The sequence below is a fragment of the Polyangiaceae bacterium genome, from assembly GCA_015075635.1.
Classification (GTDB): domain Bacteria; phylum Myxococcota_A; class Polyangia; order Polyangiales; family Polyangiaceae; genus JADJKB01.
Window position 1 is genome coordinate 412,792 of the sequence record JABTUA010000002.1, and the last position, 21,306, is coordinate 434,097.

Annotated in this window: 18 protein-coding genes and 1 pseudogene; 13 read left to right on the top strand and 6 right to left on the bottom strand. The window is 67.7% G+C overall.

Features of this window, described 5'->3' with window-relative positions:
- Positions 1 to 2 precede the first annotated feature (2 nt).
- Positions 3 to 1,154 (bottom strand): mannose-6-phosphate isomerase, class I, encoded by a 1,152-nt coding sequence (gene manA, locus HS104_18130; GenBank protein ID MBE7481883.1) that lies wholly within the window; start codon positions 1,152 to 1,154, stop codon positions 3 to 5.
- 17 nt (positions 1,155 to 1,171) lie between these two features.
- On the opposite strand from manA, the gene HS104_18135 reads away from it, so the two are divergent.
- The 11 genes from HS104_18135 (at position 1,172) to HS104_18185 (ending at position 14,327) form a co-directional block, all read left to right on the top strand.
- Positions 1,172 to 3,685, top strand: coding sequence for a DUF3516 domain-containing protein (locus HS104_18135; GenBank protein MBE7481884.1), 2,514 nt, complete (start codon positions 1,172 to 1,174; stop codon positions 3,683 to 3,685).
- 105 nt (positions 3,686 to 3,790) lie between these two features.
- Positions 3,791 to 5,029 (top strand): hypothetical protein, encoded by a 1,239-nt coding sequence (locus HS104_18140; protein ID MBE7481885.1) that lies wholly within the window; start codon positions 3,791 to 3,793, stop codon positions 5,027 to 5,029.
- Positions 5,030 to 5,287: 258 nt separating this feature from the next.
- On the top strand, positions 5,288 to 6,352 hold the full coding sequence (gene had / locus HS104_18145; protein MBE7481886.1) for a 6-hydroxycyclohex-1-ene-1-carbonyl-CoA dehydrogenase: 1,065 nt from the start codon (positions 5,288 to 5,290) through the stop codon (positions 6,350 to 6,352).
- An 88-nt stretch (positions 6,353 to 6,440) separates the two neighbouring features.
- A complete protein-coding gene (oah, locus tag HS104_18150; protein ID MBE7481887.1) occupies positions 6,441 to 7,559 on the top strand; it encodes a 6-oxocyclohex-1-ene-1-carbonyl-CoA hydratase in 1,119 nt (372 codons plus the stop codon).
- On the top strand, positions 7,556 to 8,338 hold the full coding sequence (locus tag HS104_18155) for an enoyl-CoA hydratase/isomerase family protein (GenBank protein MBE7481888.1): 783 nt from the start codon (positions 7,556 to 7,558) through the stop codon (positions 8,336 to 8,338). Before oah ends, HS104_18155 begins: the two co-directional genes overlap by 4 nt.
- Positions 8,335 to 8,991 carry a TetR/AcrR family transcriptional regulator gene (locus HS104_18160; protein ID MBE7481889.1) on the top strand — a complete coding sequence of 219 codons (657 nt, stop codon included), beginning with the start codon at positions 8,335 to 8,337 and terminating at the stop codon, positions 8,989 to 8,991. Before HS104_18155 ends, HS104_18160 begins: the two co-directional genes overlap by 4 nt.
- Positions 8,988 to 10,193, top strand: coding sequence for a benzoyl-CoA reductase subunit C (gene bcrC, locus HS104_18165; GenBank protein MBE7481890.1), 1,206 nt, complete (start codon positions 8,988 to 8,990; stop codon positions 10,191 to 10,193). The genes HS104_18160 and bcrC overlap by 4 nt, the downstream gene beginning before the upstream one ends.
- Positions 10,190 to 11,509: a benzoyl-CoA reductase subunit B gene (gene bcrB, locus HS104_18170; protein MBE7481891.1), complete on the top strand. Its 1,320-nt coding sequence runs from the start codon at positions 10,190 to 10,192 to the stop codon at positions 11,507 to 11,509. The genes bcrC and bcrB overlap by 4 nt, the downstream gene beginning before the upstream one ends.
- Entirely contained in the window at positions 11,506 to 12,903 is a 1,398-nt protein-coding gene (locus HS104_18175; GenBank protein MBE7481892.1) for a benzoyl-CoA reductase subunit A, read from the top strand. Before bcrB ends, HS104_18175 begins: the two co-directional genes overlap by 4 nt.
- A 12-nt stretch (positions 12,904 to 12,915) precedes the next feature.
- On the top strand, positions 12,916 to 13,818 hold the full coding sequence (locus tag HS104_18180; protein ID MBE7481893.1) for a benzoyl-CoA reductase subunit D: 903 nt from the start codon (positions 12,916 to 12,918) through the stop codon (positions 13,816 to 13,818).
- A 17-nt stretch (positions 13,819 to 13,835) separates the two neighbouring features.
- Positions 13,836 to 14,327, top strand: coding sequence for a GNAT family N-acetyltransferase (locus tag HS104_18185; GenBank protein MBE7481894.1), 492 nt, complete (start codon positions 13,836 to 13,838; stop codon positions 14,325 to 14,327).
- 12 nt (positions 14,328 to 14,339) lie between these two features.
- Here HS104_18185 and HS104_18190 read toward each other — a convergent pair whose 3' ends face one another.
- The 3 genes from HS104_18190 to HS104_18200 all read right to left on the bottom strand — a co-directional run bounded on the left by HS104_18190 (position 14,340) and on the right by HS104_18200 (position 17,241).
- Complete coding sequence (locus tag HS104_18190; GenBank protein MBE7481895.1) at positions 14,340 to 14,612, bottom strand: hypothetical protein; 273 nt, start codon at positions 14,610 to 14,612, stop codon at positions 14,340 to 14,342.
- Positions 14,613 to 14,692: 80 nt separating this feature from the next.
- Positions 14,693 to 15,625, bottom strand: coding sequence for a hypothetical protein (locus HS104_18195; protein ID MBE7481896.1), 933 nt, complete (start codon positions 15,623 to 15,625; stop codon positions 14,693 to 14,695).
- 8 nt (positions 15,626 to 15,633) lie between these two features.
- The gene (locus HS104_18200; protein MBE7481897.1) at positions 15,634 to 17,241 is read right to left on the bottom strand and encodes a hypothetical protein; all 1,608 of its coding nucleotides are present in this window, start codon (positions 17,239 to 17,241) and stop codon (positions 15,634 to 15,636) included.
- Positions 17,242 to 17,510: 269 nt separating this feature from the next.
- Here HS104_18200 and HS104_18205 point away from each other — a divergent pair.
- Positions 17,511 to 17,912, top strand: a pseudogene (locus HS104_18205) (GNAT family N-acetyltransferase).
- Positions 17,913 to 18,598: 686 nt separating this feature from the next.
- On the opposite strand, the gene HS104_18210 reads toward HS104_18205, so the two are convergent.
- Positions 18,599 to 18,841 carry a hypothetical protein gene (locus HS104_18210; protein ID MBE7481898.1) on the bottom strand — a complete coding sequence of 81 codons (243 nt, stop codon included), beginning with the start codon at positions 18,839 to 18,841 and terminating at the stop codon, positions 18,599 to 18,601.
- A gap of 456 nt (positions 18,842 to 19,297) precedes the next feature.
- On the opposite strand from HS104_18210, the gene HS104_18215 reads away from it, so the two are divergent.
- Positions 19,298 to 19,714 (top strand): DUF4189 domain-containing protein, encoded by a 417-nt coding sequence (locus HS104_18215; protein MBE7481899.1) that lies wholly within the window; start codon positions 19,298 to 19,300, stop codon positions 19,712 to 19,714.
- 210 nt (positions 19,715 to 19,924) lie between these two features.
- Here the strand turns inward: HS104_18215 and HS104_18220 are convergent, their stop codons facing one another.
- Positions 19,925 to 21,085, bottom strand: coding sequence for an adenylate/guanylate cyclase domain-containing protein (locus tag HS104_18220; GenBank protein MBE7481900.1), 1,161 nt, complete (start codon positions 21,083 to 21,085; stop codon positions 19,925 to 19,927).
- Positions 21,086 to 21,306: the final 221 nt, after the last annotated feature.

Here is a 21,306-nt window from a genome sequence, read left to right on the forward strand (position 1 = left end):
GCTCAGCCCCCGAGCGTAGCGCGAAACAGGCTGCCCGTGCCGGACAGCGCGTAGGTCCCGTCCGCGGCGCTCACGAACGCCGACTGCCCGCGAGCGAGTGCGAGACGCGAGGCCCCGCGCTCGAGCGCCACCTCACCTTCGACGCAGAGCACGATCTCCGGACCAGTCACGCCGAGCTGTGCCGGAGCCGCCACCTTCGACAGCTCGAACTCCCTGGCCGGCGTCGGGTAGCGACCGTCCACGGGGCGCCGCACCTCGACGTCGCCGCTCTCGAAGACGAGCACGCTGCACAGCTCCGCCACGTCCACGTGTTTGGGCGTGAGCCCGCCCCGGAGCACGTTGTCCGAGCTGGCCATGATCTCGACGCCGACGCCTTCGAGATAGGCATGCAGGTTGCCGGCCGGCAGGTAGAGGGCCTCACCCGGCTCGAGCACGACCAGGTTCAGGAGCAGCGAGCTGACTACGCCCGCATCCCCCGGGTAGAGCTCCCCGAAGCGAAGCGCCCACCGGCACTCCGCCGCGAAGTCGCCGCTCACGTCGCGACAGGCCGCCAGGGTCGCGCTCACCACGCGCTCTCGGTGCCCCGGCCCGAGCGTCATGATCTGCCGGAACGCGCGCTCCAGGTCCCCGCCGTTCAGCGCTTCTCGCACGAGCTCGAGCTCGGGCGTCGCGAGCCGTGCGAACAGCTCCCGGCTGCGTTCGACCCGACGAAACCCGCACAGCGCGTGGAAGCGGCTGAGCGCGCAGATCAGCTCTGGCTTGTGGCTGCGATCGCGGTAGCAGCGATTCGGCGCGTCCCGCGGGATGCCGCGGGCTTCTTCCCGGGCGAAGCCTGCCTCCGCCTGAGCCAGGCTCGGGTGCGCCTGGAGCGAGAGCGGCTCCGCCGCCGCCAGCACCTTGAGCAGGAACGGCAGCCTCGGGCCGAAGCTCGCGAGGGCGCGCGCGCCCAGCTCGCGCTCGGGCTCCGCGTCGATGACCTGGTCGAGACGGCGCCAAGCGCCGTCGCGCAGGATCTCCGACGGCGCCTGCGGGTGCGCGCCCATCCACAGCTCCGCCTCCGGCTCCGGCGTGGGGCTCGGCCGACCCGCCAGCTCGGCGATCGCCGAACGCGAGCCCCAGGCGTAGTGCTGGATACGGTTTCGGAGCAGGTCCACCGAGCGGTGAGCCTATCATGCCAACCCCAATGCCTGTCCGCCCCCGACTCGGCGACGTCGTCCCGCGTGACGCCGACCCCGACGCCATCCTCTCGGCGTTCCTGGACTGGGTGAGCGCGAGCGGGCTCGAGCTGTACCCGGCGCAGGAGCAGGCGCTGCTCGAGATCGCCGCGGGCAAGAACGTCATCCTCAACACGCCCACCGGCTCCGGCAAGTCGCTGATCGCCTACGCCGTGTGCTTCTTCGCGGTCGCCCAGGGACGCCGCTGCTTCTACACGAGCCCGATCAAGGCCCTGGCCAGCGAGAAGTTCTTCACGCTGGTGGAAGAGTTCGGCGCCGAGGACGTCGGCATGATGACGGGAGATGCCGCGGTGAATCGCGACGCGCCCATCGTGTGCTGCACCGCCGAGATCCTCTCCAACATGGCGCTCCGCGAAGGCTCCGCCGCCGACGTGGACGACGTGGTGATGGACGAGTTCCACTACTACGCCGACGCCGAGCGCGGGGTGGCCTGGCAGATCCCGCTGCTCACGCTGCGAAACAGCCGCTTTCTCCTGATGAGCGCCACCCTGGGCGACACCAGCTTCTTCGAGCAGTGCCTCACCGACCTGACGGGGCTGCCCACGGCGCTGGTGCGCTCGACGGACCGGCCGGTGCCCCTGGACTTCGCCTACAGCGAGAAGCCGCTGCACGAGGCCGTCGCCGAGCTGATCAAGAGCGGGCGCGCGCCCATCTACATCGTCAACTTCACGCAGCGCGGCGCGGCGGAAGAGGCCCAGAACCTGATGAGCGTAGACTTCTGCAGCAAGGACGAGAAGCGCGCCATCGCCGAGGCGCTGCGCGGCGCCCGCTTCGACAGCCCTTACGGCAAGGAGATCTCGCGCTTTTTGCGCCACGGCGTCGGCGTGCACCACGCCGGCCTCTTGCCCAAGTACCGGCTCGCCGTGGAGAAGCTCGCGCAGGCGGGCCAGCTCAAGGTCATCTCCGGCACCGACACGCTCGGCGTCGGCGTGAACATCCCGATCCGCAGCGTGCTCTTCACCAAGCTCTGCAAGTTCGACGGCAAGGGCACCACCATCCTGAGCGTGCGCGATTTCCAGCAGATCAGCGGGCGCGCCGGGCGCAAGGGCTTCGACGACCGCGGCAGCGTGGTGGTGCAAGCGCCGGAGCACGTGATCGAGAACCTGAAGCTCGACGCCAAGGCCGGCGCGGATCCCTCCAAGAAGAGGAAGATCGTGCGGAGGAAGCCCCCCGAGCGCGGCTACGCCCACTGGGACCGGGCGACCTTCGAGCGGCTGATGACCTCGCCGCCGGAGCCGCTGGCGTCACGCTTCCGGGTCAGCCACGGCATGATCGTCAACGTGCTCGGGCGCCCCGACGGCGGTTGCATGCCGCTCGCCCGCCTGATCGCGAGCTGCCACGACCGCCCCCACGACAAACGCGTCCACGGCCGCACCGCCCTGGCGATGTTCCGCTCGCTCGTGGACGCCGGCATCGTCGAGCGGCACGACGGACGCGCCACGGTGAACGCCGATCTGCAGCAGGACTTCTCGCTCAATCAGACGCTCTCGCTCTACCTGCTCGACACCCTGCCCCTGCTCGACCCGGAGACCGAGACCCACGCGCTGGATCTGCTCACCCTGGTCGAGTCCATCCTGGAGAACCCGGAGGTGGTGCTCCAGCGCCAGCTCGACCACATCAAGGGCAAGGCCGTGGCCGAGATGAAGGCTCAGGGCGTCGAGTACGACGAGCGCATGGCTCGGCTCGACGAGATGGACTACCCGAAGCCGAACCGGGACTTCATCTACGACACATTCAACGCCTTCGCGAAGCAGCACCCCTGGGTCGGCGCCGAGAACATCCGGCCGAAGTCCATCGCCCGGGACATGGTCGAGCAGTTCATGTCCTTCTCGGAGTATGTGAAGGAGTACGGCCTGGAGCGCGTGGAGGGCCTGCTGCTTCGCTACCTGTCCGACGTGTACAAGGTGCTGGTCCAGACCGTGCCGCTCTCCGAGCGCAGTGAAGAGGTCGAGGAGCTCATCACCTTCTTCGGCGCCATGGTGCGGCAGGTGGACAGCAGCCTGCTCGACGAGTGGGAGCGTATGCGCGAGGGCGAGGGCGCGCTGCCGCTGCCGAAGGCCCGAGAGGAGCTCGAGCCCGAGGGCTCGAAGGACGTCACCCGCGACGCCAGGAGCTTCACGGTGCTCCTGCGTAACGAGCTGTTCCAGCTGATCCGCGCGCTCTCCCGCCGGGACTGGAAGGAAGCCGCCGAGCTCTCGGCGCTGGAACCGGGCGCCGTCGAGCGCGCGATGACGCCGTTCTTCGAGAGCCACGCCGCGCTGCGCACCGATCCGGAGGCGCGCGGGCCTGCGCTCCTGACCCTGGAGACCGGCGAGGTGCGCTGGGACTTTGCGCAAGTCCTGCTCGACCCCGAGGACGAGAACGACTGGGTGATCGTCGGCCACGTGGACATTCCGGCGTCGCGGGACGCGGGCCGCCCGGTGCTGAAGGTCGAGCGCATCGGCGCGTGAGTGCTTGCGCGGGGTTTCGCGGACCTGCCGAGGTCGTGACGAACCTGCGGGATCTCGGCGCGCCTTGCACCCGCCGAAGAGCGGCGTACGCTCAGCTCGAGCACGATGCGTCGGGTTGCCCTCACGCTCACGCTGGGCTCCTGGCTGATCTCGGCAGCCTGCGGGCAGACTCAGCAGGACCCTCCGAAAGAGGACGCCGCTGCGGGCGGGAGCGGCGGGAGCAGCGGGACCGCTCCCACGGGTGGGTCGGCCGGCGACGCGGCGACCGGTGGCGCGAGCGGCGGCACGGGGCCGACCCCGGTCGAGGCGTGCGCCAACGGCGTCGACGACGACAAGAACGGCAAGACCGACTGCCAGGACCCGGACTGCTTCGCCGGCTGCGGCTGCGCGCTGAACGAGGACTGCACGAACGGCAAGGACGACGACTGCGATGGGCTCGCCGACTGCAAGGACCTCGGCTGCGGCGCGGACCCATGCTGCTCCGGCGCCGTGCCCAAGGCCGAGAGCTGCGCCGGAGGCAAAGACGACGACTGCGACGGCAAGATCGACTGCGCGGATCCGGACTGCGCAGCCGACGCCTGCTGCGGGGACGCGAGCACTGCGCCGGAGGCTTGCGCCAACGGCAAGGACGACGACTGCGACGGCAAAACGGATTGCGCCGACCCGGACTGCGCCTCGAGCGCCTGCGGCTGCATCCAGCCGGCGGACTGCGCGATCCCGACGAACGTCTGCCTGGAGCGGACCTGTCAGGGCGGGGTGTGCGGGACCAAGCCGGCGCTGGGCACGCCGCTCTTCCTCGCCGATCCGACTCCCGGCGACTGTCGTACTCCTGTCTGCGGACCCGACGGGGCACTGTACGAGTCGCTCAACGACGGCGACGCTCCGTTCAAGATCGGGCCCTGCTACGAGCCACACTGTTTCGACGGCTCCATTCAGGGCTGGGCGAAGGAAGATGGAACGCCGTGCGGCAGCGGGCTCAGCTGCAAGAGGGACTCTCCGTCCTCTTGGAGCACGAGCCAGTGCGTCGGCTGCCAGGACGCCTCGACCTGTCCCCTCGGTGATGACTGCAAGGCCGCCAAGTGCTCGAGCGGGAAGTGCGGCTACGCCTTCGTGCCTGCCGGGAACCTGACGTCCGCGAACGTGGCTCACGACTGCCGGGTCCACGTCTGCAACGGTAAGGGCAGCGCAATCTGGCAAGCCGACGACTCCGATTCGCCCGACGACGGCAACCCCTGCACCTTCGACTCGTGCACCAACGGCAACGCCAGCTTCGAGAACGCGCCGGCGGGCACGGCGTGCGGCGCCGGGAAAGTGTGCGACGGCGGCGGCAACTGCGGGCCGTGAGCTCGGCCGAGCCAGCTCTCGTAGCGCAGCCCCGGGACCATCCCGCTGATCGAGATGATCTGGGGCGGCGACCATCAGCGCTTCTGCCGGGCCGAGAAGGAGCTCTTCGAGTCGGTCGTGGCCAGCCTGTCGGAGCCCGCCCCGCCCGGGGCGTAGCGCCCGAACGAGCGTATTTTTCGCTGTAGAAGCGCTGACTTGATCCCCGTCATTTGCAGCTGGGCCCGGCTCCCGTACGAACGTTCGTAGGAGGAGCCACCGATGGGGATCCGCAGCGAAGCCTGGGTGCTGAAAGAGACGGGAAAGCCGCTGGTGAAGGAGAGCCTCGAGCTCGGGGAGCCGAGCGCGACGGACGTGGTGGTCGAGGTCGAGGCCTGCGGCCTCTGCCACACCGACCTGGGCTTCGCCGAGGGCTCCGTGGCCCCGCGCATGGCGCTGCCCATCGTGCTCGGGCACGAGGTGGTCGGCACGGTGCGCGCCGCTGGCGACAAGTACAAGGCGCTGGTCGGACAGAAGGTTCTCGTGCCCGCGGTCATGCCCTGCGGCGACTGCGCGTTCTGTCGTGCGGGACGCGGCAACGCCTGCCTGAAGCAGAAGATGCCGGGCAACGACATCAACGGCGGCTTCGGCACGCACATCGTGGCGCCCGGCGCCAGCATGGTCTCCCTGGCGGACGCGCCGGCGAGCGTGAAGACGGACTCGCTCTCGGTGGTCGCCGACGCGGTGAGCACGGCGTACCAGGCGGTGAAGCGCTCGGGCCTGCAAGCGGGTGACGTCGCCTTCGTGATCGGCGGCGGCGGCGTGGGCGGGTTCACCGCGCAAATCGCCAAGGCCTTGGGCGCCAAGACCATCGTGTGCGACGTGCACGAGGAGCGGCTCGCGGGTCTCGCCTCCCTGGGTTTCGACCACACCTGCAACGTGAAAGGGCGCGACGTGAAGGACGTGCGCAAGGAGCTCCACGGCAAGGCCAAGGAGTGGGGCATCCCGAGCCTCGGCTTCAAGATCTTCGAGTGCAGCGGCACGGCGCCCGGTCAGACCCTGGCGTACACCCTGCTCGCGCACGGCGCGACGCTGATGATCGTGGGCTTCACCCGCGACAGCGTGAACGTGCGGCTGTCGAACCTGATGGCCTTCGACGCCACGGTGCACGGCTCCTGGGGTTGCCCCGTGGAGGCCTATCCGGCCGTCTTGAAGCTCATCTACGACGGCAAGGTGGTGCTCGAGCCGTTCATCGAGCGCGCCCCCATGTCGAAGATCAACGAACACATGAAGGCGCTGGCGGAGCACAAGCTGGCCAAGCGCCTGGTGATGGATCCGCGCGTCTGAAGACGAAGAACGAGTACGAGCACGAGTACGAGCACGAGTACGAGTACGAGCACGAGTACGAGTACGAGCGAGAAGAAGGAACAGAGCAATGACCGAGCTACTGAGTCACGACATTCTTCCGGGTTACGAGTTCCGCCACATCAAGTACGAGACGAAGCCCGTTCTCGACGACAAAGGCAAGGCCGTGGACGGCCTGCACCAGGTGTGGATCTCGCTGAACAACGAGAAGCAGCTGAACAGTTACACCACCAGCGCGGTCAAGGAGGTCATCCTGGCCTTCCGCCGCGCGAGCTGCGACCGCAAGGCTTCGAACGTGGTCTTCACCGCGGTCGGCGACAAGGCCTTCTGCACCGGCGGCAACACCGAGGAGTACGCGACCTACTACTCGAACCGGCCGCTCGAGTACCTGCAGTACATGCGCCTCTTCAACGACATGGTCACGAACATCCTGATCTGCGACAAGCCGGTGATCTGCCGCGTGAACGGCATGCGCATCGGCGGCGGGCAGGAGATCGGCATGGCCTGCGACTTCTCGGTCGCGGGCGATCACGCGCGCTTCGGCCAGGCCGGCCCCAAGCACGGCTCGGCGCCGGACGGCGGCTCCACCGACTTCCTCGACATCTACGTGGGCTTCTCCCGCGCCGTCGAGAGCCTGGTCCTGTGCGAGCCCTGGAGCGCGCACAAAGCCATGCGCATCGGTCTGGTGAACGAGATCGCGCCGGTGCACAAGACCGCCGACGGCAAGTTCATCCCGAACCCGTTCGCCGTGACCGAGCGCTACCTCGACGACATGGGGCGCGTGGTCTACGGCGAGTGGAAGGAGGGCCCGGAGAAGGACGCGGCCAAGGCGCTCGCAGCCAAGTGCAGCGTGGACCTGTCGCTGCTCGACCAGGCCGTGGACCGGCTGGCGACCAAGCTGCTCTACACCTTCCCGGACTGCACGAGGAAGACGCTGGAGAGCGCGCGCAAGAAGAAGCTGATGCACTGGCAGCAGAACAGCGAGAGCAACCGCTCCTGGCTGGCGCTGAACATGAACACCGAGGCTGCCGCAGGCTTCCCGGCGTTCCACTTCGGCGATCGCAACGAGCGCGAGATCGACTTCGTGCTGCTCCGCCAGCGCATGGCCGAGGGCGCGCGCTTCGACCGCCAGCTGCTCAGCGACGTGCTCAAGCCCTCCGCGCGCGCGGGTTGGGAGAAGAACCCGTGAAGTCTGCGGTCCGCTCCGAGCTCCTCGAGGACGGCGGGCTCCTGCGCGTCGTCTTCGAGCGGGACGCCGGCAACGTGCTCTCCGGCGCGTTGATGCGTCAGCTCGACGCGGTGCTGACCGAACACCTGAACGATCAGCACCTGAAGCTCGTGACGCTGGAAGGCAGCGGCAAGCACTTCAGCTTCGGAGCCAGCGTCGAGGAGCACCAGAAGGAGCACGCCGCCGAGATGCTCGCCACCTTCCACGCGCTGATCCGGCGCCTGGTGAAGTACCCCGTTCCGACCGCAGCCGTGGTGCGCGGCCGCTGTCTGGGCGGGGCCTTCGAGGTGGCGCTCGCTTGCCGCTTCGTGTTCGCCAACCCGGGCGCGGTCTTCGCCTGCCCGGAGATCAAGCTCGGGGTCTTTCCGCCGGTGCTCGCGGCGCTGGGCCCGGCGCGCCTGGGACAGACCTGGGCGGAGCGCCTGCTCCTGACCGGCGCCGACCTCGACGCCAAGACCGCCGAGAGCACGGGCTTCGTCACGGCGCTCGCGCCGGACGGTACCGATCCGTTCGATCACGCTCGCGAGTGGTACGGCCGCAACCTGAAGGAGCTCAGCGCCTACTCGCTGCGCCAGGCGACGGAGGCGCTGCGGCGGGGCTCGCGGTTGGTGGACGCGGCCGGCGACAGCCTGGCCAGCATCGAGAAGCTCTACCTGGAGCGCCTCCTGCCCAGCCACGACGGTAACGCCGGCATCACCGCCTTCATGAACAAGCAGAAACCCGTCTGGAGGGACGCATGACCGAACGGCCCAGCTCGGGCAAGACGGAGATCCTGGTGGCGGCGGCTCGGGCCTTTGCCGAGCACGGCTACCACGGCATGAGCATGCGCGACCTGGCCAAGCTGACCAAGCGCTCGCCGGCCACGCTCTACAACTACGTCGACTGCAAGGAAGACCTGCTCTACCTGATCCAGCGCGACGCCTTCGACGAGATGCTGGTCGCGGCCAAGGCGGCCCTGGAAGGCGTGACGGACGCGGAGGCGCGCCTGCACGAGTTCGTGCTCTGCCACGTGCGCTTCTTCGCCGATCGCCAGTACCTGATGCGGGTCTTGATCCACGAGGCGGCGGCCCTGCCCCCGACTCGCCGCGCCGAGATCCGCGAGCGCAAGGAGCAGTACTTCCAGATCGCCGAGGACATCGTCGCCCAGGTCGCCAACAGCCGGGACGGCGGCGAGCCGAACCCGCTCGACGTCGAGCGCAACACCTACTGCCTGTTCGGCATGTTGAACTGGACCTACGGCTGGTACGAGCCCGAGCGGCACGGCAAGCCGGAGGACCTGGCAGCCACCATCGAACGCGTCGCCGTCGCCGGCGTCGCAGCGGGAGTCTCACGCCCGCGCCGAGACCGAGAACGACGATCCGACCGAGCCGAGGCCCACGGAGGTGCACGGTGACTGAACACGAAGCAGAGATGACGACGAACGATCCCGCTGCCGCCGTGCTCGAACGAGCACGCGTCCTGGTGGACGACCTGCGCCTGTCCGAGGTCGTGCGCTGGAAGGCGGCGCACCCGGGCCAGCTCGCGGTGGGCTACATGCCCATCTACGTGCCGCGCCCGATGCTCGAGGGCATCGGCTGCCTGCCGGTGGCCATGTTCGGCGGCGGCGATCAGGTGGACATCATCAAGGGCGACAGCTTCTACCAGTCCTACATCTGTCACATCCCGCGCAGCACGCTGGAGCTCGCGCTGAACGGCGCGCTCGATCCCCTGGACGGCGTGCTCTTCCCCAGCATCTGCGACGTGATCCGGAACCTCTCCGGCATGTGGCAGATGCTGTTCCCGGACAAATACGCGAGCTACGTGGATCTGCCGCAAAACTTCGACCCGGAGCTGGGCGGCAAGTTCTACATGATGGACATGGCGCGCATCCTGAAGGACCTCACGGCGCGCGGAGCCTGGGCGTACGACGCCGACAAGATGCGCGCGGCCATCGTCAGCGAGAACTCCCGCCGCGCCGCCCTCCATGAGCTCGACACGCTGCGCGTCAAGGAGCCGTTCCGCGTCCGCGCCTCCGAGGCGTACCTGATCGCGCGGGCCGGCGGCCTGCTCGAGGCCTCGGCGCACGAGGAGCTCGTGCGCGAGTTCGTGGCGGCGGCGAAGCAGCGCGCCACGCGGGTCTACGACAACGTGCGCGTGCTGGTGCGCGGGTCGTTCTGCGAGCAGCCGCCGCTGGGCCTGATCAAGACGCTGGAGGCCGCGGGCTGCGACATCGTGGACGACGACTTCCAGCTCGGCCTGCGCTACATCGAAGGCGACATCGAGTGCGGTCCGAAGGACGACCCGATGCGCGCCATCGCGATGGCGTTCCTGAAGCGCGGGCAGGCCACGGCCTCGCGCTACATCGCCGACGAAGAGAAGGGCAAGGCGCTGATCGACAGCGTGCACGCCGTCGAAGCCGAGGGCGTGATCTTCGCCGCCGCTTCGTTCTGCGACCCGGCGCTGCTCGACCAGCCGATGCTCGAGGCGGCCCTCGACCGCGCCAAGATCCCACACACCAGCCTGAAATTCGCAGAGAACACCGGACAATTCCAAGTGATCCGTGAGCAAGCCGGAGCCTTCTCGGACGCCGTGAAGCTCTGGGGGAGCGCAGCATGACCACCCCGACCCCGACGCACATCGCACGACCGCGCCAGGTAGACGCCGAGGCCGCGAAAGACGACAGCCAGCTTCGCCAGAAGCAGATGATCGCCAATCACTTCGACAAGCTGGCGACCGCCAAAGAAGACGGGCGCAAGGTGGCCTACACCTTCGTGCCCGGGAACCTCACCGAGCTGATGCTGGCCCTCGACATGCTGCCGGTGTTGCCGGAGATCAACGCGCTGCAGAGCGGCATGCGCAAGCTCAGCGGCAACTACATCACGGAGGCCGAGAAGCTCGGGCACAGCGAGGACGTCTGCACCTACGTGAAGTGCGACATCGGCATGATGAAGAGCGGCAACATCGGCCCCACGGGCACGAAGCTGCCGAGCCCCGACATCCTGCTGCTCTCGTACACCGGCTGCTTCACCTTCATGAAGTGGTTCGAGCTCCTGAAGGAGGAGTACAAGTGCCCGGTCGCGATGCTGCACGTGCCCTACCAGGGTGACGGGCACATCACGCAGGAGATGCGCACCTACGTGGTCGAGCAGCTGGAGCGCGAGGTCATCCCGGCCCTGGAGAAGGCCGCCGGCAAGAAGCTCGATCTCGATCGGCTCGCAGAGCTGCTCGAGCGCTCCCGCAAGGCGGAGGACGATCTGGTGGCGGTGTGGGAGAGCGCGCAGAACACGCCCTCGCCCATCGACGGCTACTTCGGCGGCGTCTACTACATCGGGCCGATCTTCAGCGCGTTCCGCGGCACCCAAGACGCCTGCGACTACTACGCCATGCTGCGCCGCGAGGTGGAGCAGCGGGTGAAGGAGGGCAAGGGCCCGGTCACCCCCGACGGCGACGCCCTGGAGGAGAAGTACCGCCTGGTGGTCGAAGGGCCGCCGAACTGGACCAACTTCTTCGATTTCTGGCGCATGTTCAGCCGCGAGGGCGCGACCGTCGTGTCCAGCACGTACACCCGCGTCGGCGGCCTCTACGACACCGGCTTCCGCCACGACCCGAAGGACCCCATCGGCACCCTCGCCGACTACTGCCTGGGTTGTTACACGAACCTCAACCTGCCGATGCGCACCAAGCTCCTGGCGAGCTACATCAAGAAGTACAAGGCCGACGGCTTCCTGATCAACAGCGTGAAGAGCTGCAACAGCTTCAGCGCGGGGCAGCTCCTGATGCTGCGCGAGCTCGAGCGAACCACCGGCGTGCCCGGCGGCTTCATCGAGAGCGATCTGGTCGATCCGCGTTACTTCGGCAAAGCCAACATCGAAAACCGCGTTCAGAGCTACCTGCAGATGCTGGAAGCTCGCAAGACGAGGGTCAGCGCATGAGAGTCGTCGTCGGAGTCGATCTGGGTTCCACCACCACGAAGGCGGTGCTGCTCGACGAGCAGCGGCGCATCGTGGGCAGGGGCATCACCAACAGCCGCTCGAACTACGAGGTGGCGTGTGCCGTGGCGCGGGAGGAGGCGCTGACGGCCGCCCGCTTCACCATGCTGGAGCGCGAGCTCGAGCGCCGCGCCGCCGTGCTCGGAGGAAAGCCCTCCGAGCGCGAGTACGCGCTGCGCGAAGCATTCCGGCTCGAGGTCTACCTGGACCAGCTGGACGAGCTGCACGAAGAGATGGAGAAGGTGCTGAAGAGCCTCAGCTTCATCAGCGCGCGCAGCACGCTGTCGCCGGCCATCCGCGACGTGCTCGAGGCGATGAAGGGCGAGGCTCCCGCCCTTTTCGGCGAAAAAGCCGGGCGCCGCAGCGACTTCTTCCGCGATCTGGCCGCCGCCGGCTACATGAGCACGGCGGAGCGGGTGGCCGCGGAGAGCAAGGGCACGGTCAGCTACGAACGGCTGACCGGCGTGTTCGATCGCGCCATCCTCGACGTCGAGACGAAGCTGCACTCCCGCGACTTCGGCACCGTGTTGCGCCGGGCGGCCCATCGACTCACGCGCGAAGACGGCAGCGCCGCCGGCAAGGCGCTGCTCGAGGCCGTCGAAGGCGCGGCGAGCTCGGCCATCGAGGAGATGTCCTTCGTGGGTACCGGCTACGGCCGCCAGACCCTGCCCTTCCCCAAGCAGGCGGTGAAGAGCGAGATCCTGTGCCACGGCCGCGGCGCGCACCGGGTGTTCCCCGGCACGCGCACCGTGCTCGACATCGGCGGGCAGGACACCAAGGCCATCCAGGTGGACGACCACGGCGTGGTGACCAGCTTCCAGATGAACGACCGCTGCGCGGCGGGCTGCGGGCGCTACCTGGGCTACATCGCCGACGAGCTGAACCTGGGTCTGCACGAGCTCGGCCCCCTCGCGCTCGGCGCGCAGCGCACGGTGAAGGTGAACAGCACGTGCACCGTGTTCGCCGGCGCGGAGCTGCGCGAGCGCCTGGGCCTAGGCGAGCGCCGCGAGGACATCTTGGCGGGCCTCCACCGCTCCATCATGCTGCGCGCGATGAGCCTGCTCGCCCGCTCGGGCGGCATCATGAACGAGTTCACCTTCACCGGCGGCGTCTGCAAGAACCCGATGGCCACCAAGGTGCTGCGCGAGCTGGTGGACGAGAACTACGACAAGAACACCGTGCTGAACGCCCACGCCGACAGCATCTACATGGGCGCGCTGGGCGCGGCCCTGTTCGGCGTGGACGATCTGGAAGCGGGACGCCCGGCGATTCTGCCGACGTTCGTCGAGAAGGTTCGAGCCGGAGCCGCGGCTGCCCCTGCGGCGCCCGCGGAGTGAGGAGCACCGAAGATGGCTGAACGTGAGCACCTGACAGTCGGCATCGACCCCGGCTCCAGCGCAGTGAAGGTCGCGATCCTCCGGAGCCGCGCCGGCAGCGGCGGCAAGCTGCTCTCCCAGAGCGTGCAGCGCATCCGCCGGCGCAAGGTCGCGGACGTGGTCGCCGCGGCCTTCGAGGAGGCCTGCGCCGCCGCCGGCGTCGGGCCGAAGGACTTCGACTACGTCGCCTCCACCGGCGACGGCGACGCCGTGACCTTCCGCACCGGGCACTTCTACAGCATGACGACCCACGCCCGCGGCGCGCTCTTCCTCGACCCGACGGCCCGCGCGGCCCTCGACATCGGCGGCCTGCACGCCCGCGGCCTGAAGATGAACGACGACGGCCGCGTGCTCTCGCACCGCATGACCAGCCAGTGCGCCAGCGGCAGCGGGCAGTTCCTGGAGAACATCGCGCGCTACCTGGGCGTGCCCCTCGACGACGTCGGCGAGCTGTCCAAGCAGAGCCAGAGCCCGGAGAAGGTCTCGAGCATCTGCGCCGTGCTCGCGGAGACGGACGTCATCAACATGGTCGCCCGCGGCATCAGCACCTCGGACATCCTGCGCGGCATCCACCTCTCCATCGGCGGCCGCCTGGTCCAGCTGGTGCGCGCCGTCGGCGCGGAGGGCAACGTCGTCGTCACCGGCGGCCTCTCGAAGGACGTCGGCATGATCGCGGCCATCGAGCACATCTTCGCCGAGGAAAAGAACAAGAAAGGTCCGCGCAAGCAGCACTCCGAGATCGTCATCAAGACTTTCCAGGAGGGCATCCTGGCCGGCGCCATCGGCGCGGCCTTGCTCGGCGCGTACCGCTACGAGCAGCTGGAACGAAAAGGGCGTGCCGCGGCCGTGCTGGCGCAGGCGCAGGCGCCGGCTTGAACTGGAGGAAATGAACGATGCATGAGCTCAATCGCGAGCCCGGAAGTCTCGAGACCGATCACGTCGAGGTGCGCAACCTGAAGGCCGATGACCTGGACTGGGTCGTCCGCATCGACAGCCAGCACAGCGGCAAGCAGCGCCGCGAGTACTACAAGGTGAAGCTCGCCGAGGTCGCCAAGGACACCGGCATCAAGATCAGCCTCGCCGCCTTCGTCAAAGGCGAGCCCGCCGGCTTCCTGATGGGGCGCCTGTACTACGGCGAGTTCGGTCAACCCGAGCCGGTCGCCATCCTCGACTCCCTCGGCGTCGGCAGCGCCTTCGGCGGCCAGCACGTGGGCGCCGCGCTGATGCGCCAGCTCGAGATGAACCTGGCAGCGCTCGGAATCGAGAGGCTCCAGACGCAGATCGAGTGGGACCAGGTGGATCTGATCAAGTTTTTCCAGAGAGCGGGCTTCAAGCCGGCGGCGAGGTTGTGTCTGGAGAAGCCGGTGAAGAGGCCGGTGGGGTAGCGAGCGCCGTCGCTACTCCACGCGTTTGGCGTTGGGGTAGCAGTAGGCGCCACCACCGAAGTTGATGGTTCCGCCAGCCGTGTAGACCACCTCGACGCACGGCTGGCCGGTCGCGCAGTACTGGGGCGGGTCGCACCGGAGCTCGACGGAACCCAGGTGCGTCCCTCGGCAGCCGCCATCGACCATCTCCTCGATGCTCAGGGTCGTCGACTCGACCCCCGGCTTGACGCAGGTGTAAGTGTACACATTGCACAGGTCGCACGGCGGCACCTGTCCGGCATCCACGGCGTCGTCATCCCGACCGGGCTCTGACGCGCAGCCAACCCACAGGACGCATGCGAGCACTGAGAATGCGCAACGGGGGGTCACTTGGACGCCGCACCGTGCCACGCCCAGCACTTCGCGTTCCCCGCCTGGCACTCTGTCCAGTCAGCGACTCCGATGGTCGTCACCAGTCCGGCGCTGGTCGACTCCGAGTCGTACGCTGCCGATTTGGAGCCATCTTCCACGTTCTGTCCTGCGCCCATGGCCGCTTTCTCGAGCAACACGGCAGCCGGCTGCTTGATGTCGAACCCCTTGGTCAGTTGCACAACGACGACGTCCGACGCGACAGTCGCGGTTGAAGACACGCACATCGAACCGATCAGGATGCACTTCGAGATCGCGACGCCGTTTTGGCTCGCCAGCTTGTTCGCGGAGACAGTGCCCAGTTCCAGCGGCTCACTGAACTCGAGGCGCAAGACCGATGGGCTCTTCGCGGTCCATTCGGTGCTAGTGAGATGTGGGGCACTCGAGGTGAAGAATGCTAAACTCCAAGGACTCGCGGCGGCACCGGTCCCCGGTTGCGCCCGAACCGCCAGCTTGGTGTCTTCGTGGATCTCGAGCCGATACCAGCGCGATGGCGCGAGCGGGGTCGCCGGGACAACCGCGACTCGATGCCCAAGGCCGGGCTCGCCGTACTTGACCTCGACCGCGCTGATGGTCGCCGGCGTTACGGCTCCGTCGGACGCGATGAACCGCGCACGCTGGGTTAGCAAAGGGTGATAGGGTTCGCTCGGGCCGTATTTGACGGCGATCCGGAAAACGAACTTGGGCTCGCTGCCGGTGTTGGTCCTCACGTAGTGCGACTCGGGCTCGAGCTCCAGGGTTTCCCAGGCAGGCGCGCTGTCCGCTGTTCCCCCCTCCGGTTGCGCAGGTGGAACGCTCGAACCGCTGGCAGGCGGAGCCGGCTCGATGGGCGAGCAACCCGCGACGGTGGCAGTGACGATTCCAGCCCAGAGTATCGTTCTCGTGTACATTCGAGACCTCAGTAGATCTTGTTCACGTTGATCTGAGCTTGCGCCCAGTAGTTGTCAGGTAGGACCTTGGACGGGTCTGCCGTTTCTCCGCTCCAAGGCGGCACGCCGGCAGGGACCAGCATGTCTGCCAACTCCCACATCGCTCCGGAGGACGAGCAGTTGAACCCAAGCGGCGGATAGAAGCCCGGACGGGGGTCTCGGCAGTGGTTGTGTCCGGTGCAGAGGATGTGACTGTTCCCCGGCCCGTTCATCAGGCTGTGCCCGCAGAATGGCCCGGTATTCAACCAGGGGCCTGAGTACTCATTTGGGAGTCCAAGCAGCGCGTGTCCGAACTCATGCGCGAGCACGAACGGTTCGAATGTGTTCTGGACCACTCCGCTGCAAACCCAGTGCGGCAGTCGTACGGTGGCACCGACAAACTCGCCACTACTTTGACCAATCGTGCACGCATCTGGATCCGAGAGTTGCGTCATGCAGACTTCGCAGCTCGGATCGCAAGTCTGGCACCACTCCTTGTCCTCACAGGCGGGCGTCGTGTAGAAGTTCCACGACTCGATGAATTGCCCACCCTGGGTCGCCTGCGCATACGCGAGCGACGTGCGCTTCAGCATGGTCTGGTAGTCCGTCCAGAAGTGCCCGAAGCCGGGACCGAAGTTGTCTGCGGGCGTACAGACCTTTCGGGTTTTCGGGTTTTCCGCGTGGGCGTGCAGCGTGAAATGGCCTGCGGCGTTGTAGGCACGGACCCCGATGTAGAGCATCCTGGCCAGTGGCTGGTCACCGGGAACGGTGAGTGACTCCCCAGCCCCGCTCAGCGTACCGGTCGGGTTGCTGTTGTATCCGCGTAGGTCCCAGCTGCTGTTGTCGGGCGTTGACGTTGCGTAGCTCACGTATAGATCGAAGTCTGCCGAGGCCACTGACGCAGCGAGAACGTCCAGCGTGATGACCATCTTTCGATACGCAGGCTGCACCACCCGGAGATAGATCACGTCGCCGGCCCCCAACAGCACCCCGTCGATTCGGCGATTGGCGGGGATCTCGGCCTGGTTGACCGTCGGATTCGCCGAAGGCTCACACATCGGGAGGACCTGGCTGAACCACGGGAAGTTCTGCCTGGTTACCGAGCTGTCCGAGTACCAGCGAAGGTCCAGGTATCGCTTGGTGGCGTCGCCCGCAAGTTGCCACGCCGGAGTTCCCAGCGGTCCGAGGCCAGCGGGGAGGTAGCCGTGGTACTGCCACTGCTCCCCGTACTTGCCGGTCACATAGAAACGGTCATACCAGGTCTCGGAGTCCCAGTGGGGCTCGCCCACCCATCTCATGAGGTACTTGACGTTCGAATTGGCGTACAGGCGCCAGCTGTAGTCCGTGTTGAGGTGATACGAACTCGAGTCATTCGTGTTCGTCGGGAATTGGCGAGAACCAATGTCCACGGAGACGGGCGTGTCGTACCAGCCTGACGAACAAGTGCGTTGCGTGAATCCAGCTGCGTTCGCCTCGGCTTGGGTCAGCAGCCCAACGAGGGTCGCAGCCCCGGCGAGCCCGATGCCCGATGCCCGATGCCCGATGCCCGATGCCCGATGCCCGATGCCCGATGCCCGATGCCCGATGCCCGCCCGCATGGCACGATTGTAGGTGTGCGCAACGGCGAGTCAACGCCCGCAGGCCACATGACGAGCGCGACTTGACTGATCTCAAGAGCCACGCGCGAGCACTCGGGCGAGAGACGACCTCGAGCATCGTCATCGCGCAGCGGACTCGGAGCGACGCGTCCCCTCCAGCCGCGTGAGCGCGAGCAGCGGCAAGACGCCGGTGGGCTTGATAGGACGCCACTGCTCGCGCTCACCGGCTTTGGAGGGGACCGTCGAGCGAAGCGAGACGAGGGGAGGCACAAAGAGACAGCCAGCACAGCGGCAAGCAGCGCCGCGAGTACTACAAGGTGAAGCTCGCCGAGGTGGCGAAGGACACCGGCATCAAGATCTCGCTGGCCGCCTTCGTGAAAGGGGAGCCCGCCGGTTTCCTGATGGGCCGCCTCTACTACGGCGAGTTCGGCCAGCCCGAGCCCGTCGCCATCCTCGACTCCCTCGGCGTCGGCAGCGCCTTCGGCGGCCAGCACGTGGGCGCCGCGCTGATGCGTCAGCTCGAGATGAATCTGGCGGCGCTCGGCATCGAGAGGCTTCAGACCCAGATCGAGTGGGACCAGGTGGATCTGATCAAGTTCTTCCAGAGGGCTGGCTTCAAGCCGGCGGCGAGGTTGTGTTTGGAGAAGGCGGTGAAGAGGCCGGTGGGGTAGCGCCCCACCTCAGCTCTCGAAACCCAGCGCGAGAAGCACAGCCGCTCGCACTTCGCGCCAGCGTGCCTCGGGGAGGTGAGCCAGCAGCGGCCCGATGTGAGCGCGATCAACGCTGCGAATCCACTCCGGCTTGAGAACGCACGCGGTGGGCACCCCATCCTCTTCGTTCAGTGCTACTTCCCACTGCAGTCCTTCGGCCCTGCGACGAAAGTGGCACCACCGGGACCTGGGAGAGCGAGGGCAACGCGCGCGCATTGCCTGGGATGAGCACGGGACGCCGCTTGTCCGGCGACGCAAATCGAAACCACCGGATGTCACCGCGGAGCATCGGCAGGGAAGTCCGGCTCGGCGTCATCCTCGATCGGGCCCTGCGGTCCCTTGGCAACCCACAAGCGCCAGGCTGCAAGGTTATCCGCAGCGGAAAGCGCTCTCGGATCTTCCTCGGGCCCTGCTTCTGGTCGGCTGACTTCGGCGGGGTTCGCCATTCGTCCAAGCTTACGGCGAGCCAACCCTGGGCGCAATGACCCCCACCTCATCACCGTCATCGGGACGATGCAAGCTCGGAGCGACGCGTCCCCTCCGCCCGCGTGCGCGCGAGCATCGGCAAGACGTCGGTGGTCTTGGCAAGGCGCTTCCGCTCGCGCGCACCGGGCTTGGAAGGGAGGCAGGATCACTCGGCAGGGAGCTCATTCGCGCTCCAGGTCCAGGGCGCGCTGAAAGTCCTTCTCGGCGCTTCGAAGCTCCGAGATGGCGCCGTCGATGCGCTCCCACTCGACCGGAGCCCACCGCAGCAGCCCGCGGTACTGCTCGATCACGTCTTGGAGTGAGGTGCTGCTCGTCGGATCGGCCGCCGGGGCGGCCGCGCGGGTCAAGCGTGCGCACGCCACGCTCAGCGTCAGTATCCAGAGACAGAGGCCGAGTTTCTTCATGGGATCCCTCGCTGTCGTCGCCCGCTTCGCAGGCAGTGCAAGACAGGCGCCACTCGTGAAGCCGCAGGGAGCCGGCGCGGAACCCCGCGGGATCCGTCACGGAGCTCGAGGCCCGGCGTGGGTCGGGTGCGGACTCGAGGCCGCAGCCATCGGCCGCGACGCCGCTCGTCGCGGCGTTTCGGCGAAGAACCCGGCCGCTGTCAGGGTCAACCCGGGCCGTACACCGTCTGCTTGGCGCTCACGCCTTTCAGCTCGTGGTCGCCCAAGGAGACGGCGCGCCGCGTGTGCTGCCAGCTCCGCGCTGAGCAGCGGCCGCTCGCCCAGCTTGCTCGCTGGCTCGCAGCTCGTGCCGAAGTGGGCGCGGTTCCGGTCCTGGAACCGCCTGCCTCGTCCGTCTACTTGATTTGCTGGCGCGCACCTGTAGCCTGGCGCGGCCCCAGCGGACGGGAGGAGCCAATGGCTCAGGAGGACGAGATGCGCATGGTGAAGATCGCAGGACTCTCGGTCGCGATGATCGGCGTCTGCCTCGGCAGCCTCGGCTGCGACAAGATCCTGAAGGCGGCCAAGAAGAGCCAGAAACACGCGGCCATCGCCTACGACGAGAAGACGGGAGGGTGGGGCTACAGCCACGATCACCTGACCGCGGAGCTCGCCAAAAAGGCCGCGACCGCCAAGTGCTCGACGTGCACCGTGCGCCTCACCTGGAACCAGGGCTGCGGCGCTCTCGCGCAGTCGGAGAGCAAGAAGGAGATCATGACCACGGCGCTGGGGAGCAACCGCCCCGCCGCCGAGAGCGCCGCCAAGAAGGAGTGCGTCGACAAGGGTGGCGGCACCTGCAAGGTGCTCGTCTACGCCTGCAACAGCACCAACTGAGCCCCCGGCCGACGTGGCCCTCCCGTGGAGGCAGCGCCGGCGCTGAGCCCGCTTGGCGTCTGGTGAGCGCACTCGCTCTCCTCCGGGGACACGGGACCCGTCACGGAGCTCGAGGCCCGGCGTGCGTCGACTGCGGACAAAGGGCCGCAGCCATCGGCCGGGAGGCCGCTCGTCGCGGCGTTTCGGCGAAGAACCCGGCCGCCGTCAGGGTCAACCCGGCTCGTACACCGTCTGCTTGGCGCTCACGCCTTTCAGCTCGTGCTCGCCCAAGGAGACGACTGGGCGCGCCGCGTGTGCTGCCAGCTCCGCGCTGAGCAGCTGCCGCTTGCCCAGCTTGCTCGCCAGGGCTTCGATGCGCGCTGCCAGGTTGATTGCCGGGCCGATGCAGGTGAAGTCGAGCCGATTCGCGCCGCCGATGTTGCCGTAGGTCACGTCGCCCACGTGTTGGGCGAGGCCGAACTGGAGCGCGGGCTCGCCCCGCGCGGCGCGCGCCTCGTTCAGCTGCGCGAGCGCGGCGAAGGCCTCGTCTGCCGCCGTCAGCGCGGCCTGACACGCCGGCTTCGGGTCCTCACCGAAGATGGGGAAGATGGCGAGCAAGCCGTCTCCGATGAACTTCAGCACCTCTCCGCCGTGCTTCTGGATGAAGGGGACCTGGCACTCGAACAGCTCGTTCAGCGTGCGGATCATCGCGCCGGGCTCGGTGCGATCCGCCATGCTGGTGAAACCGCGCAGATCGGAGAACCAGATCACGCAACGAATGAGCTCGGTGTCCCCACGCAGGATGTGACCCTTGAGGATGCGGTCGCCGGCGTTTCGCCCCACGTACGTGTCGAGCAGGTTCACGGCCGTGCGGCTCAGGGCGAGGATCTCCGCCACGCGCGAGAGCGGGCGGCAGACCTGCACCAGCGCGTCGATGTGATCGTCGGAGAACCCGTCGGGTGACGCGGTGGCGAAGGTGATGGCGTGGGTCGAGCCGTTCATGAAGCGCATCGGCAGCACGACGTAGTCCGTCATGCCCTGCTCGGCGAGCTCCTGGATCACCGAGAGCTCACCGGGACCCTCGAGCGCGATCCGGCAGCGAAACGGCTGGGCGTTCGCCAGCACTCGCCCGACGGGGCTGTTCTCGAACGCCGGCGTGCGGAGGATCGCGTGGCTGGCCTCGTTCACCTGTATCGGCGCCCCCGGCTTCCAGCGAAACGCCCGGCCCATGATGTGGGGATGCAACGTCTGAACGAAAGCCGCGATGCGCTCGACCGGGATGCCGGCCGTGACCAGGTCCGGGCAGAAGCGCTCCAGCACGGCGACCGGATTGGTGGCGCCGGGAGCCCCGTCCACCAACCAGTCGAACAGCTCTTGGACGTCGGGAGGCATGCGGCCCGAGTGTAGTTCAACCTGCGCCGGACTCGCGCTCACTGAAACGTCGCCAGCATCGTGGTGTCCCCGCTGATGGCCAGCGCGTGAACGACCCACTCGCCGGCGAAGCGCCAGTGTGAACGGCCGTCAGCGGCTGTGGTGTGAAGGGCCGTTGGCAGCGAAAGGTGGGCGAATCTCGCAGGAAAACGCGGGCACGGAGGAAGCGCGAAGTGCTGCCT